Origin of the sequence: Pacificitalea manganoxidans, from assembly GCF_002504165.1 — a bacterium.
In the GTDB taxonomy this organism is placed as follows: Bacteria; Pseudomonadota; Alphaproteobacteria; order Rhodobacterales; family Rhodobacteraceae; genus Pacificitalea; species Pacificitalea manganoxidans.
In genome coordinates this window covers 3,130,134-3,146,237 of record NZ_CP021404.1, presented here as the reverse complement: position 1 = coordinate 3,146,237, position 16,104 = coordinate 3,130,134, and the positions used below count along the sequence as shown (strand labels likewise).

Annotated in this window: 16 protein-coding genes; 7 read left to right on the top strand and 9 right to left on the bottom strand. The window is 64.7% G+C overall.

The annotated features are described in order from the left end of the window. Positions 1 to 22: 22 nt before the first annotated feature. Positions 23 to 853 (bottom strand): prephenate dehydratase, encoded by an 831-nt coding sequence (locus tag CBW24_RS14420; protein ID WP_088662723.1) that lies wholly within the window; start codon positions 851 to 853, stop codon positions 23 to 25. 128 nt (positions 854 to 981) lie between these two features. Between CBW24_RS14420 and CBW24_RS14415 the strand changes: the two genes are divergently transcribed. From CBW24_RS14415 to CBW24_RS14395, 5 genes are all read left to right on the top strand, one after another. Beyond that, positions 982 to 1,503, top strand: coding sequence for a c-type cytochrome (locus tag CBW24_RS14415; protein ID WP_097373976.1), 522 nt, complete (start codon positions 982 to 984; stop codon positions 1,501 to 1,503). 219 nt (positions 1,504 to 1,722) lie between these two features. Beyond that, the gene (locus tag CBW24_RS14410; protein ID WP_097373975.1) at positions 1,723 to 3,714 is read left to right on the top strand and encodes an extracellular solute-binding protein; all 1,992 of its coding nucleotides are present in this window, start codon (positions 1,723 to 1,725) and stop codon (positions 3,712 to 3,714) included. 67 nt (positions 3,715 to 3,781) lie between these two features. After that, positions 3,782 to 4,936, top strand: a complete 1,155-nt coding sequence (locus CBW24_RS14405; RefSeq protein WP_088662720.1) for a microcin C ABC transporter permease YejB — start codon at positions 3,782 to 3,784, stop codon at positions 4,934 to 4,936. A gap of 4 nt (positions 4,937 to 4,940) precedes the next feature. Continuing rightward, entirely contained in the window at positions 4,941 to 6,050 is a 1,110-nt protein-coding gene (locus CBW24_RS14400; protein ID WP_097373974.1) for an ABC transporter permease, read from the top strand. Beyond that, positions 6,047 to 7,654, top strand: coding sequence for an ABC transporter ATP-binding protein (locus tag CBW24_RS14395; protein WP_097373973.1), 1,608 nt, complete (start codon positions 6,047 to 6,049; stop codon positions 7,652 to 7,654). Before CBW24_RS14400 ends, CBW24_RS14395 begins: the two co-directional genes overlap by 4 nt. Before the next feature lie 4 nt (positions 7,655 to 7,658). Here the strand turns inward: CBW24_RS14395 and CBW24_RS14390 are convergent, their stop codons facing one another. From CBW24_RS14390 to CBW24_RS14375, 4 genes are all read right to left on the bottom strand, one after another. Next, positions 7,659 to 8,096, bottom strand: coding sequence for a molybdenum cofactor biosynthesis protein MoaE (locus tag CBW24_RS14390; RefSeq protein ID WP_097373972.1), 438 nt, complete (start codon positions 8,094 to 8,096; stop codon positions 7,659 to 7,661). 5 nt (positions 8,097 to 8,101) lie between these two features. Beyond that, positions 8,102 to 8,353: a molybdopterin converting factor subunit 1 gene (gene moaD / locus CBW24_RS14385; RefSeq protein WP_097373971.1), complete on the bottom strand. Its 252-nt coding sequence runs from the start codon at positions 8,351 to 8,353 to the stop codon at positions 8,102 to 8,104. Between the two features lie 13 nt (positions 8,354 to 8,366). Continuing rightward, positions 8,367 to 8,939, bottom strand: a complete 573-nt coding sequence (gene pgsA / locus CBW24_RS14380) for a CDP-diacylglycerol--glycerol-3-phosphate 3-phosphatidyltransferase (RefSeq protein ID WP_088662894.1) — start codon at positions 8,937 to 8,939, stop codon at positions 8,367 to 8,369. A 118-nt stretch (positions 8,940 to 9,057) separates the two neighbouring features. Continuing rightward, positions 9,058 to 9,525: a peroxiredoxin gene (locus tag CBW24_RS14375; protein WP_088662715.1), complete on the bottom strand. Its 468-nt coding sequence runs from the start codon at positions 9,523 to 9,525 to the stop codon at positions 9,058 to 9,060. A 109-nt stretch (positions 9,526 to 9,634) separates the two neighbouring features. Between CBW24_RS14375 and CBW24_RS14370 the strand changes: the two genes are divergently transcribed. Further along, complete coding sequence (locus CBW24_RS14370) at positions 9,635 to 13,165, top strand: YhdP family protein (RefSeq protein WP_097373970.1); 3,531 nt, start codon at positions 9,635 to 9,637, stop codon at positions 13,163 to 13,165. Between the two features lie 54 nt (positions 13,166 to 13,219). Then, positions 13,220 to 14,290 (top strand): tRNA preQ1(34) S-adenosylmethionine ribosyltransferase-isomerase QueA, encoded by a 1,071-nt coding sequence (gene queA, locus CBW24_RS14365; RefSeq protein WP_097373969.1) that lies wholly within the window; start codon positions 13,220 to 13,222, stop codon positions 14,288 to 14,290. 15 nt (positions 14,291 to 14,305) lie between these two features. On the opposite strand, the gene CBW24_RS14360 is transcribed toward queA, so the two are convergent. The 4 genes from CBW24_RS14360 to CBW24_RS14345 all read right to left on the bottom strand — a co-directional run bounded on the left by CBW24_RS14360 (position 14,306) and on the right by CBW24_RS14345 (position 16,102). Beyond that, on the bottom strand, positions 14,306 to 14,656 hold the full coding sequence (locus tag CBW24_RS14360) for a hypothetical protein (RefSeq protein ID WP_157773237.1): 351 nt from the start codon (positions 14,654 to 14,656) through the stop codon (positions 14,306 to 14,308). Positions 14,657 to 14,790: 134 nt separating this feature from the next. Then, positions 14,791 to 15,315 (bottom strand): hypothetical protein, encoded by a 525-nt coding sequence (locus CBW24_RS14355; protein WP_097373967.1) that lies wholly within the window; start codon positions 15,313 to 15,315, stop codon positions 14,791 to 14,793. 12 nt (positions 15,316 to 15,327) lie between these two features. Beyond that, complete coding sequence (locus tag CBW24_RS14350; protein WP_097373966.1) at positions 15,328 to 15,588, bottom strand: hypothetical protein; 261 nt, start codon at positions 15,586 to 15,588, stop codon at positions 15,328 to 15,330. 28 nt (positions 15,589 to 15,616) lie between these two features. Beyond that, complete coding sequence (locus tag CBW24_RS14345; RefSeq protein ID WP_097373965.1) at positions 15,617 to 16,102, bottom strand: hypothetical protein; 486 nt, start codon at positions 16,100 to 16,102, stop codon at positions 15,617 to 15,619. Positions 16,103 to 16,104 lie beyond the last annotated feature (2 nt).

Here is a 16,104-nt window from a genome sequence, read left to right as displayed (position 1 = left end):
TGCGCTTGCGCTAGGCGCGCGTCTAGCGGCGCGGATCGGCGGGATAAACGCCCAGCAGTTCCAGCTTTGTCGTGAAGTAGCTCAGCTCATCCAGCGCCTGTTGCACATTGCGGTCGTCCGGGTGGCCTTCGATATCGGCGTAGAATTGCGTCGCGGTAAAGCTGCCGCCGACCATGTAGCTTTCCAGCTTGGTCATGTTCACACCATTCGTCGCAAAGCCGCCCATCGCCTTATACAGCGCGGCGGGGATGTTTTTGGTTCGGAACACGAACGAGGTAATCATCGGCCCATCGCCCCGGCGGCGCAGATCCATCTCGCGCTGCATGGCAAGGAACCGGGTGGTGTTGTTAGACTGGTCTTCGATATGGCGGGCCAGAACCTGCAGGCCGTAGATTTCACCCGCCAGTTCCGAGGCCAGCGCGCCAAGCGCGGGGTCGCCCAGTTCGGCCACATGCTGTGCAGAGCCTGCGGTATCCGCGCCGGTCACCGGATCGATATTGTGCTGACGCAGGAAATCGCGGCACTGACCCAGCAGCACGGTGTGGCTTTGGGCGCGTTCGACGCGGTGCAGGGGCGTGCCGGGCAGGGCGAGCAGGTTGATATGCACCCGCACAAAGGCTTCGCCCACAATGTGCAGCCCGCTTTCGGGCAGCAGGCGGTGGATGTCGGCCACGCGGCCATAGGTGGAGTTTTCGACCGGCAGCATGGCAAGGTCGGCGTCGCCCTTGCGCACGATCTCGATCACGTCCTCGAACGTGCGGCAGGGAACCGGTTCGTAATCCGGATAACTGTCGTGACAGGCCTGATGCGAATACGCGCCAAGCTCCCCCTGAAAAGCGATACGTCCCGCCATCTTTACGGTCCCCCTCCGAAAATCACGACCTTTTCGGATGTTGGTCGTTTCGTCGCGGCTGCTACACCTTGCAGGATGGGATGGAAAGATCGTAGAAGCCCCCGAAACGATCATAAGCGGGATGCGACATGTTCGACACAATGACCACGACAAAGGTCGTCGGCGGCCTGTGCGGCACATTTCTGGTGCTTCTTCTGGGCAAATGGGCGGCAGAAGAGATCTATCACGTCGGCGCAGTAGCGCATGGCGATGAGGAGGTTGCCCAAGCCTATTCCATCGACGTGCCGGAATCCGGTGCGGGCGGCGAAGAAGAAGCTGGCCCCTCCTTTGAGGAAGTTTTCGCTTCGGCTGATGCGGCTGCGGGCGAGCGGGTGTTCGGCAAATGCCGCGCCTGTCACAAGCTGGACGGCGCCAATGCCACCGGCCCGCATCTTGACGGTGTGGTGAATCGCGACATCGCGGCTGTGGGTGACTATGCCTATTCCGAGGCGCTGACCTCGCTCGAAGGCGCGTGGGACCCGGCGGCTCTCGACGGCTTCCTGCATGATCCGCGCGGCTATGCGCCCGGCACGAAGATGTCCTTCTCGGGTCTGCCGAGTGTCGAGGACCGTGCCAACCTGATCGCTTATCTCGAAAGCGCTGGCGGCTGAACCCCGGCTTATTTGCTGATTTGAACGACGCCGCTGCCTGACGGGAGCGGCGTCTTCGCGTTTGAGGCGGGCGCAAGCGCGGGTTTCGCCGCGCGAGGCGCCGCTTTGTCGGGTGGCTCACCCTTCGCTCACGGAGTTTCAACTTGAATCCCGGATCGACCGGGCCTTAGCGTGGCAGGGATCAACGGGCCGTTCCCGTTCCGCCAGAGGAGTTTCCGCATGCGCCCCACTGACCGTCGCGCCGCAAAGGCCCGTGCCGTTGCCTTGACGTTGCAGGAAAGGGACGCGGACCGACGGCGCCAGCGTTTGCTCGGGCTGAGCGGAGGGCTGATCGCCGCGCTGCTGCTGGGCCTGTCGGCGACCGGCCTGCGCGCACAGGATACCGCGTCCGCTGCGGCCCCTGATGCCGCTGCCGAGACGACCGCCCCGGCGGAAGGGCAGATCATCACCGCGCATGCGTTTTCGACCTTTGAGAACGGGATCAAGTATCCGGCGGACTTCGAGCATCTCGATTACGTCAATGTCGACGCGCCCAAGGGTGGCGAGATGGCGATCTGGGCGCGGGGCACGTTTGATTCGATGAACCCCTATTCGCGCAAGGGCCGGGCAGGCGCATTGTCTAGCATCGGGGTCGAGCGGTTGATGACCTCCACCGCCGATGACCCCTATGGCTCCTACTGCCTTGTCTGCGAAACCATCGAATACCCTGAAAGTCAGGATTGGGTGATCTTCCATCTGCGGCCCGAAGCGGCGTTTTCGGATGGCACTCCGGTCACTGCCGAGGATGTCGTGTTCACCGTGGATCTGATGCTGGAACAGGCGCTGCCGTCGTTCCGCACTGCGGTGGCGAAGCTTTATGAAAGCGTGGAGGCGATCGACCCGCAGACCGTGAAATTCACCTTTGCCGAAGGTGTCCCGCGCAAAGGGCTGATCTCGCAGGCTGGCTCAACCCCGATCTTCTCGAAGGCGTGGTATGAGGACAGCGGTGCGCGTCTGGACGAAAGCCGGATGGAGCCGGGTCTGACCTCCGGTCCCTATATGCTCGACGATCTCGATGTGAACCGCCGGATCGTCTATAAGCGCAACCCAGATTACTGGGGCGAGGATCTGCCCATCAATCAGGGCCGCAACAACTTCGACAGCATCCGCGTGGAATATTTCGCCGACGACAATGCGGCGATGGAGGGCTTCAAGGCCGGGGCATATACCTTCCGGCAGGAGACAAGCTCGCTCACTTGGGCCACGGGCTACGAGTTTCCGAAGGTCGCAGACGGCACCATCGTCAAGGCCGAGCTGGAGAACGGCGAATTGCCGGGCGCTACGGGATTTGTGTTCAACCTGCGTCGCGAGAAGTTCCAGGACCCCCGCGTGCGGGAGGCTCTGGGACTGATGTTCAACTTCACCTGGACCAACGACACGCTGCAATACGGGCTGTTCAAGCAGCGCAGCAGCTTCTGGGAGAATACGGATCTGGCCGCGACCGGCGTGCCCGAAGGGGCGGAACTGGAACTGCTGCAATCGGTGTCCGACATGATCGACCCGGAAATCCTGACCGAGCCGGCGGTGACCGCCCACGAAAGCACCGCCAGTCAGCTGGATCGCCGCAATTTCCGCGAAGCGTCCCGGCTGATGCAGGAGGCGGGCTATGCCGTGGGATCGGATGGTATGCTGCGCAAGGATGGCCGCACGCTCGACATCACCTTCCTTGAGGACAATCAAAGCTTCGACCGGATCATCCAGCCCTATATCGCCAACCTGCGCCAGTTGGGCGTGAACGCGAAATACGAGCGTGTAGACCCCGCGCAGATGACCAACCGCGAGCGCGACTTCGACTTCGACATGGTGTTCGATTTCTATCAGAACGGGTTCGAGGAGGCCTTGGGCATCGCGCAGCGCTTTGGCTCGGAAGATGCCGAATACAGCCTGTTTAATCCGGCGGGCTATGGCAGCCCCGCCGTGGACGCGCTGATCGAGAAACTGATCGACGCCGAAACGCTGGACGAGATGAAAGTCGCGATCCGCGCCATCGACCGTATCCTGCGCCACGAACGCTTCATCGTGCCCGTCTGGTATAACGACAGCTACTGGGTCGCCTATTACGATATGTTCGAGCATCCCGATCCGTTGCCGCCGCTGGATCTGGGGCATCTGGACTTCTGGTGGTACAACGCCGACAAGGCCGCAGAGTTGAAGGCCAAGGGCGCGCTCTGACCGCGCCCCGCCACCAACCGCCACCGCGATCACCAGCCGCTAGACCAAGAACGGGCCAACCGACGACATGGGCGCATATATTCTAAGACGACTGCTGCTGATCATTCCGACGCTGATCGGGATCATGATCATCAACTTCGTGCTGACGCAATTCGTGCCCGGTGGCCCGATCGAACAGATCGTGGCCCAGATGCAGGGCGAAGGCGACGTGTTCGAAGGCATCGCGGGCGGCGGCAACGATGCCGGCGGCATGCAGATGGCCGATGATAGCGAATATTACGGCGCACGCGGTCTGCCGCAGGATTTCTTGGATTCGCTGGAAATCGAGATGGGCTTTGCCCGTATCGTCTGCGAAGCGGGCCATACCGGCCCCGCCACGCTGGAGGCCGAGGGCTGCGTCAAGGAAGAGATCGGTATCGCCGAGCGCTTCTTTATCCTGATGGGCAACTACGCGGTGTTCGACTTCGGCGAGAGCTACTTCCGCTCGATTTCGGTCATCGATTTGGTGCTGGAAAAGATGCCGGTGTCGATCTCGCTGGGGCTGTGGTCGACGCTGATCGCCTATGTGATCTCCATCCCGCTGGGCATCCGCAAGGCGGTGCGCGACGGCACCCGGTTTGACACATGGACCTCCGCCGCGATCATCGTGGCCTATGCGATCCCGGGCTTTCTGTTCGCGATCCTGCTTCTGGTGCTGTTCGCGGGCGGCAGCTACTGGCAGATCTTCCCGCTGCGGGGGCTGACATCCGATAATTTCGAAAGCCTGTCTCTGGGCGGTAAGCTGCTGGACTATTTCCACCATATCGCGCTGCCGGTCATCGCATCGACGATTTCGAGCTTCGCGACGCTGACGCTACTGACCAAGAACAGCTTCCTCGACGAGATCAAGAAGCAGTATGTCATTACCGCCAAGGCCAAGGGCCTGAGCGAGCGGAAGGTTCTGTATGGCCATGTCTTCCGCAACGCGATGCTGATCGTGATCGCAGGCTTCCCGGCGGCGTTCCTTGGCGTGTTCTTTGGCGCGTCGCTGATCATCGAGACGATCTTCTCGCTCGACGGGTTGGGGCGGCTCGGCTTCGAGGCTGCGGTGGCGCGGGATTATCCGGTCGTGTTTGGCACGCTCTATGTGTTTGGGCTGATCGGCCTGCTGATGAACATCCTGTCGGACATGATGTATGTCTTCATCGATCCCCGGATCGATTTCGAAAGCCGGAGGACCTGAGCGCATGGCAATCCTGTCCCCGCTGAACCAGCGCCGCTGGCGCAACTTCAAAAAGAACCGCCGCGCGCTCTGGTCGCTATGGCTGTTTTCGATCCTGTTCGGGCTGTCGCTGTTTGCCGACTACCTTGCGAACGACAAGCCGATCGTGATCAATTATCAGGGCGAGTATTTCTTCCCAATCACCAACTTCTACCCTGAGACGACGTTTGGCGGCGATTTCCAGACCGAGGCGGTCTATCGCTATCCGGAAGTCGAATGCCTGATTGTCTCGGGCGGGTTGGAGGCGTGCTTCGACGACCCCGAAGGTGTGATAGAAGATGCGCAGGATGGCGAGGTCGCCGGCGAGGCGATCAAGAAAGGCTGGATGATCTGGCCGCTGGTGCCCTACGCCTATGACACACCCAATGACCTGCGCGGGCCTGCGCCCTCCGCCCCGAACTCGGAACATTGGCTGGGCACCGACGACGCAGCGCGCGACGTGCTGGCGCGGGTGATCCACGGCTTCCGTTTGTCGATCCTGTTCACGGCCATCGTCACCATCCTGACCTCGATCATCGGGGTCGTGGCGGGGGCGGTGCAGGGCTATTTCGGCGGCTGGGTCGATCTGGTGTTTCAGCGCGCGATCGAAATCTGGTCGTCCACGCCGGGACTTTACATCATCATCATTATGTTCGCGATATTGGGGCGAAGTTTCTGGCTGCTGGTGTTTCTGACCGTGCTGTTCGGCTGGCCTGCGTTGGTGGGTGTGGTGCGGGCGGAGTTCCTGCGCGCGCGCAACTTCGAATATGTCCGCGCGGCCAAGGCGCTCGGCGTTAGCGACCGAAAGATCATGTTCCGCCACATGCTGCCCAACGCTATGGTCGCGACCCTGACCATGATGCCGTTCATCATCACCGCCACCATTGCATCGCTGGCCTCGCTTGATTTTCTGGGCTTCGGGTTGCCATCGTCGGCCCCGTCGCTGGGGGAATTGACGTTGCAGGCTAAGCAGAACCTGCAAGCGCCGTGGCTGGGCTTTACCGCATTCATCACCTTCGCGCTGATGCTGTCGCTGCTCGTCTTCATTTTTGAGGGGGTGCGTGACGCCTTCGATCCCAGAAAGACCTTTGCATGACCCCTGTTCTCGACGTCAAAGACCTGCGCATCAGTTTCGCACAGGACGGCGCGACGGTGGAGGCCGTGCGCGGTGTGTCTTTTCAGGTGGGCCGCGGAGAGACCGTGGCACTGGTGGGGGAGTCCGGTTCGGGTAAGTCGGTGACGGCATTGTCGACCGTGTCGCTGCTGGGCGATAGCGCGACGGTCGAAGGCTCGATCACCTACGAAGGCAAGCAGATGGTCGGCGCGTCTGAGGCGGCGTTGCAGAAGGTGCGCGGCAACGACATCTCGTTCATCTTCCAAGAGCCGATGACCTCGCTCAACCCTCTGCACACGCTGGAAAAGCAGCTGACCGAAAGCATCGCCCTGCATCAGGGCATTCAGGGCAAAGCCGCCCGCGCGCGGGTGCTGGAACTGCTGACGCGCGTGGGTATCCGCGACCCCGAAAGCCGCCTGTCGGCCTATCCGCATCAATTGTCAGGCGGGCAGCGGCAGCGGGTCATGATCGCGATGGCGCTGGCCAATGGACCGGACCTGCTGATCGCGGATGAGCCGACCACGGCGCTGGACGTCACCATTCAGGCGCAGATCCTTGAATTGCTGGCGGACTTGAAGCGGGCCGAAGGCATGAGCCTGCTGTTCATCACCCATGATCTGACCATCGTGCGGCAAATCGCGGACCGCGTCTGTGTCATGCAGAACGGCGAGATCGTCGAAACCGGCCCCACCGCCGAGATCTTCGCCAACCCGCAGCACCCCTATACGCAGAAGCTTCTGGGTGCGGAGCCCACGGGGCAGGCGGACCCGGTCCCCGCTGGTGCGCGGGAGGTGGTGCGCACTGAGGATCTGCGCATCTGGTTTCCGATCAAGCAGGGCTTCATGCGCCGCACCGTCGGCCATGTGAAGGCCGTCAACGCCGCCAGCCTGAGCGTCCATGAGGGCGAAACCCTCGGCATTGTCGGGGAAAGCGGGTCCGGCAAAACGACGCTGGCACTGGCGATCATGCGTTTGATTTCGTCCGAAGGGCCGATTTGGTTCGAAGGCGCGGACATTCAGGGCCGCAGCGCGGGTCAGTTGCGCGACCTGCGGCAACATATGCAGATCGTGTTCCAAGATCCCTATGGCTCGCTCAGCCCCCGCATGACGGTGGAACAGATCGTCGCCGAAGGTCTGGGCGTACATGGTGTCGAAAAGGGCCGCAACCGCCGCGAGATGGTGGCCGAGATGCTGACCGAGGTCGGCCTGCGCCCCGAAATGATGCATCGCTACCCGCATGAGTTCTCAGGCGGGCAACGTCAGCGTATCGCCATTGCCCGCGCGATGATCCTGCGGCCCCGGCTGCTGGTGCTGGATGAGCCGACCTCGGCGCTGGATATGACGGTGCAGGTGCAGATCGTCGATCTGCTGCGGGATCTACAGCGCAAATATCACCTGACCTATCTGTTCATCAGCCACGACCTGCGCGTCGTGCACGCGATGAGCCATAGGGTCATGGTGATGAAGCAGGGCGACGTAATGGAGGCCGGCACGGTCGAGGAGGTCTTCGGCGCGCCAAAATCGGACTACACCCGCACTCTCATGGCCGCGGCGTTCGGGCCGGATTACATGGCAGAGCCAGCCTGAGCCGTCACCAGCGCGACAGCGCGTCTTCGTCGCTGTCCTTAGCGGCAACCCAATCCGCGCTCTCGTCGGTGACTTCCTTCTTCCAGAAGGGCGCGCGGGATTTCAGGTAATCCATCAGAAATTCCGCCGCCTCGAAGGCCGCGACGCGATGGGCCGAAGCCGTCGCCACCATCATGATCTGGGCACCGGGCGGCAGGACGCCATAGCGGTGAACCACCAGGATCCCGGTAAGAGGCCAGCGGGCCTGCGCATCACGGGCGATGCCCTCTATCGCGCGGGCGGTCATACCGGGGTAATGCTCGATCTCCATGTGGCGCAGGCCGCCGGTATCCCGCACAACCCCGGTAAACGTCACGACTGCGCCCGCGCCGTCCTGCGCGGCGGAGAAGGCCGTCAGTTCAGCGCCCGCGTCAAACGCCGCCTCCTGCACCCGGATATCCATCGGCCTCAGCCCCCGGTCATCGGCGGGAAGAACGCAACTTCGCGCACGCCCGCCAGGGGGGCGTCGAACGCGGCAAGTTCCTGATCCAGTGCCACGCGCAGGGCGTCGGTATCGGCGAATGCCACGGCATAGCGTTCCTCGCGCGCGGCGAGTTCGGCGACAAGCTCAGCAACCGTTGCGGCGTCGGTCGTCACCTGCTCCTTGGGCAAACCGATGCGTTCACGCACCCATGCGAAATACAAAACATCGAGCGTCATGCGGTCCTCCTGCTCAATCGCGCAGATGCGGCTGCGCCTTGGAGAAGTAATCCCAGCCGGTCATCGCCGTCAGCAGAGCAGCCACCCACAACAGCAGCGTGCCCAGCCAGTAGACCGCGCCGGTGCCGACCCAGCCGGATGCCGCGAAGATACCGCTGCCAAACAGCACGGCAATCGAGACCATCTGCGCGGTTGTTTTCCACTTGGCCAGCGTCGTGACCTTCAGCAGACCTGCCGTGTCGCCCAGATATTCACGCAGGCCGGACACGAATACCTCGCGGAACAGGATCACGGTGGCGGGCAATAGGATCCACGGATCCATCCCCGACAGCGCAACCAGCACCGCCAGCGCGATCACCACCATCGCCTTGTCGGCAATGGGGTCGAGCATCGCGCCCAGCTTGCTGACCTGCTGCCATTTGCGGGCCAGATGCCCATCGAACCAGTCGGTCACGGCAGCGCAGACAAAGAAGATCAGCGCAAGCCAATCCGCCGCAGGGCGGGGCAGGATAAGGAAGATCACAGCAACACCCGGCGCCGCGAGCAGCCGCAGGATGGTGAGGGTATTTGGCAGGGTCCAGCGCATCATGGCTCCGGTGATAGCCGCTTTGACGCGGCGGGGGAACAGGGATGAAACGCGCGGCCCCTCCCCGAGGTCCGGGCGACGTGACAGACCCCCGCACGGGCAGGGGCCGAATGGCGTATCAACGGCTCAGCGCCTCGACTGTGGTCAGGACTTCCTCAGCATGGCCGGGCACCTTCACCTTGCGCCATGCGCGTGCGATGCGGCCTTCGCCATCGATGACGAACGTGCTGCGTTCGATGCCCATGAAGGTTTTTCCATACATGGATTTCTCCTTCCACACGTCATAAAGCGCGCAGGTCGTGGCCTCCGGGTCCGACAGCAGCGTGACCTTCAGCCCATGCTTGTCGCGGAATTTCTCGTGCTTGGCGACCGTATCGGCGGAAATCCCCAGCACATGCGCTCCTGCCGCTTCGAACCGGTCGATGAGATCGGTGAACTCCAGCGCTTCCTTGGTGCAGCCCGAAGTGTCGTCGCGGGGGTAGAAATACACGACAACCGGGGCGGGACGCAGGGCGCTGAGGGTGATTTCGCCGCCATCGTCGCTGGCCAGCGCAAAATCGGGGGCGAGGTCTCCGGTATCGATCATGCGAATGTGTCCTTCCTGCCGGGCTGGCTGCTGTCGGTTACTTCTTTTTTAGTGCGTTGTGGGCGATAAGGAAGGTCGCGGCAAGGGCGGCACGAGCAGAAGGACCGCAATGAACAGGCCAGACGAGGCGCAGACTCCATCCCCCGGCACGACGCCGGAGGGGCCGGACCTGCATCATCCCCCTATGGAGACCTCCCCACCGGCCCCTGCGGCGGGTGGCCCTGTCACGCCCGTTCGTCAGCCGCGCCGTGCCCGGCGGCACCTGTCCCCACTGCGCCCGGTCGCCGTGGTCTGTGCGTGGATCTTCGATTTGGCCGTGATTGCGCTGATCCTCGTCGGGGTCGCGATCGCCGTGCTGCCGGGGCGCGAAATTCCGCTGCCGGGCTGGATCGCCACGCGGATTGAAACCACCGCTCAGCCGGGCCTCGGCGGCAATCGGCTGGACATCGGCGGCGTCGGGCTGACGATTGACCGGCGCGGCGTGCCGCGTGTGGCGTTTACCGATCTGGTGCTAACCGCGCCGGGTGGGCGGGAGATCGTTCGTGTGCCGGGGTTGCGCGCGGCACTTGACCGCTCCGCGCTGCTTGCCGGTCGGGTGCAGCCCCGCTCGCTGAGGCTCGATGCCGCGCGGATCGCGATCCGGCGGGATGCCTTCGGTCGCTTCGATCTGGCGTTTGGCGGGTCGATGCCGGAGGGCGGGCTTGGCTCGGTCGGGGATCTTCTCGATGCGCTGGATGCGACCTTTGCACTGCCGGGGCTGGAGCCGATCCGCGTGGTGGAAATGGGCGGCGTCACGGTGGAATACCGCGATGACCGGGCTGGCCGGGCATGGGAGGTGGGCGACGGGCGGCTTCTGCTGGAACAGGATGCGGAGCGTCTGTCCCTCCGGGTCAACCTGTCGCTCACCGATGAGATGCTGGGCCCTCATGCGCCCGCCGCCCCGCAACCGGTGGTGCAGGATGGGTCGTCCGATGCGCCCCTGACCGACCCCGAAGCCATCGGCCCCGCCGCGCCGCCCGATGCGCCATCGCAATTGGCGCTCAGCTTTTCCTCGCGCAAGGGCAGCCGCGCCGCGACGCTGGCGGCCAGTGTCACCGGCATCAATGCGGCGGATATTGGCGCGCAGGCACCCGCGCTGGCGTGGTTGGAGCCTCTCGACGCGCCGATCTCTGGCGCCATGCGTGCCACGGTCGATGATGCCGGCACGCTGGAGGCATTCTACGGCACGCTTGAGATAGGCGCGGGCGCGTTGCAGGCGGGGCAGGGCGCGACACCCGTTGGGTTCGACGGCGGACGGGCCTATTTCCGGTTCGATCCGCAGGCGCGGCGCATCGACTTCGACGAAGTGCGGGTGGACGCGCCGCAGATAGGCCTAATCGCAAGCGGTCACGCCTATCTCGAAGATCTGACCCCGGCGGGCTGGCCCGGTGCGATGGTGGGGCAGTTGCGGTTTTCCGATGTCAGGCTTGACCCGGACGGGTTGTGGCAGAGTCCGGCGCAATTCAGCGACGGGGCACTGGATGTAAAGGTCGGCTTCGATCCCTTCCGCGCCGAGCTGGGCCAGTTCCTGCTGCTGGGCGACGGGGTCGAGATCCATGGCAAGGGCGAGGCCGTGGCAGAGGGGCGCGGTTGGTCGGCCTCCGCCGATGTGGAACTGGGCGATCTGTCGCCCGCGCAGATCACCCGGCTCTGGCCGGTCACGATCGCAGCCAAAACGCGCAAATGGCTCGACGAGAACATCATCGGCGGCGAGGTGTTCGATGCCCGCGCGGCGATCCGCACCGGCGCGGGCGGGACCCCGCAGGTGTCTGCGGTGTTCGAATTTCGCGATGCCGAAGTGCGGGTCATGCGCAACCTGCCACCGGTGACACAGGCGCGGGGCTACGCCACGCTCGACGGGGACAGCTTCACCGTGTCGGTCGAATCGGGTCAGATGGTCGCTCCCGAAGGTGGCACGCTGGATATGGCGGGGACCGTGTTTCGGGTGCTCGACGTAAAGCAAAAGCCCGCCCCGGCAGAAATTACCCTGCGGGCGGGCGGGCCGGTGACGGCGGCGCTGTCGCTGCTGGACCAGCCGCCATTGAGCCTGATGAGCAAGGCGCAGCGCCCCGTCGATATTGCCGACGGCCATGCCGAGGTCGACGCCCGCATCGCGCTGGTGCTGAAAGACCGCCGCACGCTGCCGCCCGAGGAACGGATGAGCGACGTGTCATGGCAGGTCAGCGGCACTTTGCGGGACATCCGCTCTGATCAGGTGGTGCCGGGGCAGGTGCTTCGGGCCGATACGCTGGCGTTGGAGGCGTCCAACACACAAATCGCGATTGGCGGCGACGGGGAGCTGTCGGGGCTGCCTGTCACGGCGGAATGGATCAATCCGCTGGGGCCGGAGGGCCGGGGTCACAGCCATGTCGAGGGCGTCACGGAACTGAGCCGCGCGGCGCTGGACACATTCAACATCGCCCTGCCCGATGGCATGGTTAGCGGGCGCGGGCAGGCCGGGTTCCGGCTGGATCTGCACGCAGGCGCCGAGCCGCGGTTTCAGGTGACGTCGGATCTCAACCGGGTCGGGCTCAGTATTCCCCAGATCGGCTGGACGAAACCCGCAGCGACGCGGGGCAGCCTGACGGTGGACGGGCAGCTCGGTGCCGCGCCGCAGGTCGATACATTGACCCTGACCGCGCCGGGGCTGACCGCGGAGGGGCGCATCACGTTGCAACCGGACGGTGCTGGTCTGCGTGAGGCGCGGTTCGACCGGGTCGCTGCGGGCTGGTTCGACGGGGCCGTGACGCTGACTGGGCGCGGGCGGGGCGTGCCGCCTGCCGTCGCGGTGACCGGGGGCCGTGTCGATCTGCGCGCCATGCCGGAGGGGGGTGCAATGGGTGGCGGCGGGGCCGCGCGGGAGGGCGCGCCCATCACGCTTGCGCTGGATCGCGTCACGGTATCGGAGCGCATCGCGTTGACCGGGTTTCGTGGGCGGCTGTCGACGACAGGCGGCCTGAACGGAGATTTCACAGCCGGGGTCAATGGCGCAGGTCAGGTGACCGGCACGCTGGTGCCCACGGATCGCGGCACCGCGCTGCGCTTGCGCTCGGATGATGCGGGGCGTGTTCTGGCGGGCTCCGGCCTTTACAAGAAGGGCGTTGGCGGCACGCTCGACGTGTCGATGCGCCCCAGAGCCCCCGGTGACTATGACGGATCGGTCAAGATCGAGAACATTCGCGCCCAGTCCGCGCCGGGGCTGGCGGCCCTGCTCAATACCATTTCCGTCGTCGGGCTGCTGGATCAGTTGAACGGCCCCGGATTGCTGTTCAATGAGGTCGAGGGCGTGTTTCGCCTAACCCCCACGGCAGTGGAAATCACGCGCGCGTCCGCTGTCGGGCCATCGCTGGGCCTGTCGGTCGCGGGGGTTGTCGATATGGGGCGGGCGCTGCTGAACCTTCAGGGCGTCGCGTCGCCCATTTATGTGGTCAACAGCATCGGACAGGTGATTTCGCGCAAGGGCGAGGGCGTGTTCGGTGTGAATTACGAAATGACCGGCCCCATCGCGCAGCCAGATGTGTCGGTCAATCCGCTGTCGTTCCTGACGCCCGGCATGTTCCGGGAGATCTTCCGCAAGCCCGCGCCGCGGCTGGCGAACTGACGCGCGGCTGCGGGATCTTGCACGGGCGGGCCAAGCGGCCTAGAGCCACGCATCATGAAACTTTCGGATTTTGATTTCGACCTGCCTGAGGATCTGATCGCGACGCGCCCCGCGCGTCCGCGTAGCTCCGCGCGGCTGTTGGTGGCGGACGGACAGGTGCCGGGTGGCTCATTGCGGGACGCGGTGGTTACCGATCTGCCGTCCTTCCTGCGTCCGGGCGACCGGCTGATCCTGAACAATACGCGTGTCATACCGGCGCGCCTGTCCGGGCTGCGTCATCGCGACGGGGCCGAGGGCGCGACGGCGGCGCGGATCGGCATCACCCTGCTGGAGCCGCGCGGCGATGGCAGTTGGGCCGCGCTGGCCAAACCCGCCAAGAAGGTTCGCGATGGCGAGGATATCGTGTTCGCGCCCGGTTTCTCCGCCCGGGTCGAGGGGCGGGCCGAGGGGCAGGTGCATCTGCGCTTCTCCGTCACCGGCAATGATTTCGATGCGGCGCTGGCGCAGGCCGGCGCGATGCCGCTGCCGCCCTATATCGCGGCCAAGCGCCCTGCGGACGAGGCGGACCACACCGACTACCAGACGGTGTTCGCGCGCCATTCCGGTGCCGTTGCTGCACCCACCGCATCGCTGCATTTCGACCAGCCGCTGCTGGAGCGGATCGCCGCGATGGGGGTGGATTTCAGCGAGGTGACCTTGCATGTCGGGGCGGGCACCTTCCTGCCCGTGAAGGTCGATGATGTCACCACCCATCGGATGCATGCCGAATGGGGGGAAGTCGGCGCGCAGGCTGCGGCCGAGATCAACGCCACCCGTGCGGCGGGGGGGCGGATCATCCCGGTGGGCACCACCGCGCTGCGCTTGATCGAGAGCGCCGCCACGCCAGAGGGCCGGATGGAGCCGTGGGACGGCGAGACCGACATTTTCATCTATCCCGGCTACGAATTCCGCATCGCGGATGGCCTGATGACCAATTTCCACCTGCCGAAATCGACCCTGATGATGCTGGTTTCGGCGCTGATGGGGCAGGCGCGGATGCGCGAGGTCTATGACCATGCCATCGCCGAGCGCTACCGGTTCTTTAGCTATGGTGACAGCTCGCTGTTGCTGCCCGGCGGCGTCTGAGGCAATCGGGTTCGGTCAGCCCAGCCCGGCAAGGCAGGCTTCGGCCTCCGCGCGGGGGGTGCCTGTGCGGGCCGGAAAACCGTCAAGCACCTGCCACACGGCCAGATCGGGCTCATTGCCCAGCAGCAGGATCGAGGCCTGACCCACGGCACCCAATGACCGGCCCGGGTGGAACTGCGCTACGCCCAGCACCTCTGGCACGGCGTCATGCCCGGACCACAACACCCGCGCCCGCAGGTCGAGCCGCGCGCCACGGCTGCCAAGGTTGCTTTCGTTCAGCGCGTCGAGTTGGACAGCGACCACAGTGACGACGGGTGTCTGCGCGGCCAGTTGCAGTCCCATGTCAGAAAAGCAGTGTTCGGTCATGCTGACGGCTCCGGCGGGCAGGGGCAGGTTGCTCAAAACGGTGGCTCCCAGCGCCGTGCACAGCGCCAGAGCCATACGCCGTGGCGCGGTTCGCCGTGATGTGACACGGGGCAGGGTCGGTCGCGCGATACGCATCAGCGTTCCTCCGGCGGGGCACCCGGGCGCGGATTGCGCCAGTGGCGGCTCAGGGCAAAAGGCTTGGCCCGCGCCCCATTTCCCAGAACCTCAATATAATCGCCCTCGATTGGAATACCACCGAGCGTGTGGGTCCAGCGGGCGCGGAACACGGTGCGGTCGGCGTTGGTCTCATAGGCTGCGATTTCAAGCAGCGCATCGGGGGGCGGCGCGGCGGCACTGCGGGCAATGTCGATCATCTGGTCGGGTGGGGTGGTTTCGTCGCCGCCGGTCGCCAAGGCCTCCAGATACCAGCCGGTCGGCGTTCCGGTGACGGCGTTGATCTTGACCTGATAACCTTCGGCAGCGCCAAAAACCGCCGCGCGCACCGTGCCGCCGCCTTGGCCATCGGCCGTGCCATCGCGTTCGGCAAGCCGCATCCGGTCGTCAAGGTAATGCACCGCGTCCACCTCACCCCGCCGGACAAGCTCCCGCTCCAGCAAGGCGCGGTGAAAGTCGCGGGCAATCTCGAATGGGGTGGCCATGCGCAGAACTCCTTAGCGGGATTTCAGGACACGAACGATGTCGCCGCTGGCGTCGTCGATGGCGATGTCGGCGCGCATCCGTCCGTCCGACAGGCGCACCTCCCAGACCAGCACATCCCGTTGAGGGGCGAAGCCTTCGGGGCGCTGATCGACCGGCGCGCCCGGTTGCACTTCGATCACCTTCATCTCCGCATCGGTCACCGTGTAGCTGCCATCGGTGCCCCAGCGGCCAATGGCACGGGTCGCGATCACGCGGGCTTCGTCCTCGGTCATGGTGCAGGGTTCCTTATGCGCTGTGCCATCACGGCTCGTCCCACATCGAGACCTGCAGCGCGACGACCTGCGCGCGCACGGTGTCGAGCCACAGGGTCAACCACGCGGGAAAGCCCGGGACATATTGGTTGACCCGAACCTCGACAGGGCCGGTTTCAGGGAGCGTGACCTCGATCACGCGCGCATGCGGGCTGACCAGCCCCGTGGTTTCGGCAATGGACAGGAGGGTGCCGTCATCTGACCGGTCGTGGGCGATATCGGCGGCGATCTGCGTGCGCCAGCGATCGCGAAAGCCGGTGATCCGCCCCTGCGCATCCAGCGTGACGTCCAGTTCCGTGACCTCAGCCCAGACGTTGTAATCACGCTGGTAGATCTGCCGCTGCAGGATCGGCTCCCACTGGCTGTCTTCGGCCACGCCTTCGATCACGATGGGCACCTGAAACAGCCCCTTGAGATGCCGCGCGGCCAGCCTATCCGCCTGCGCGCGCAAGCTGTCATTATCCTGCACCGGCATCG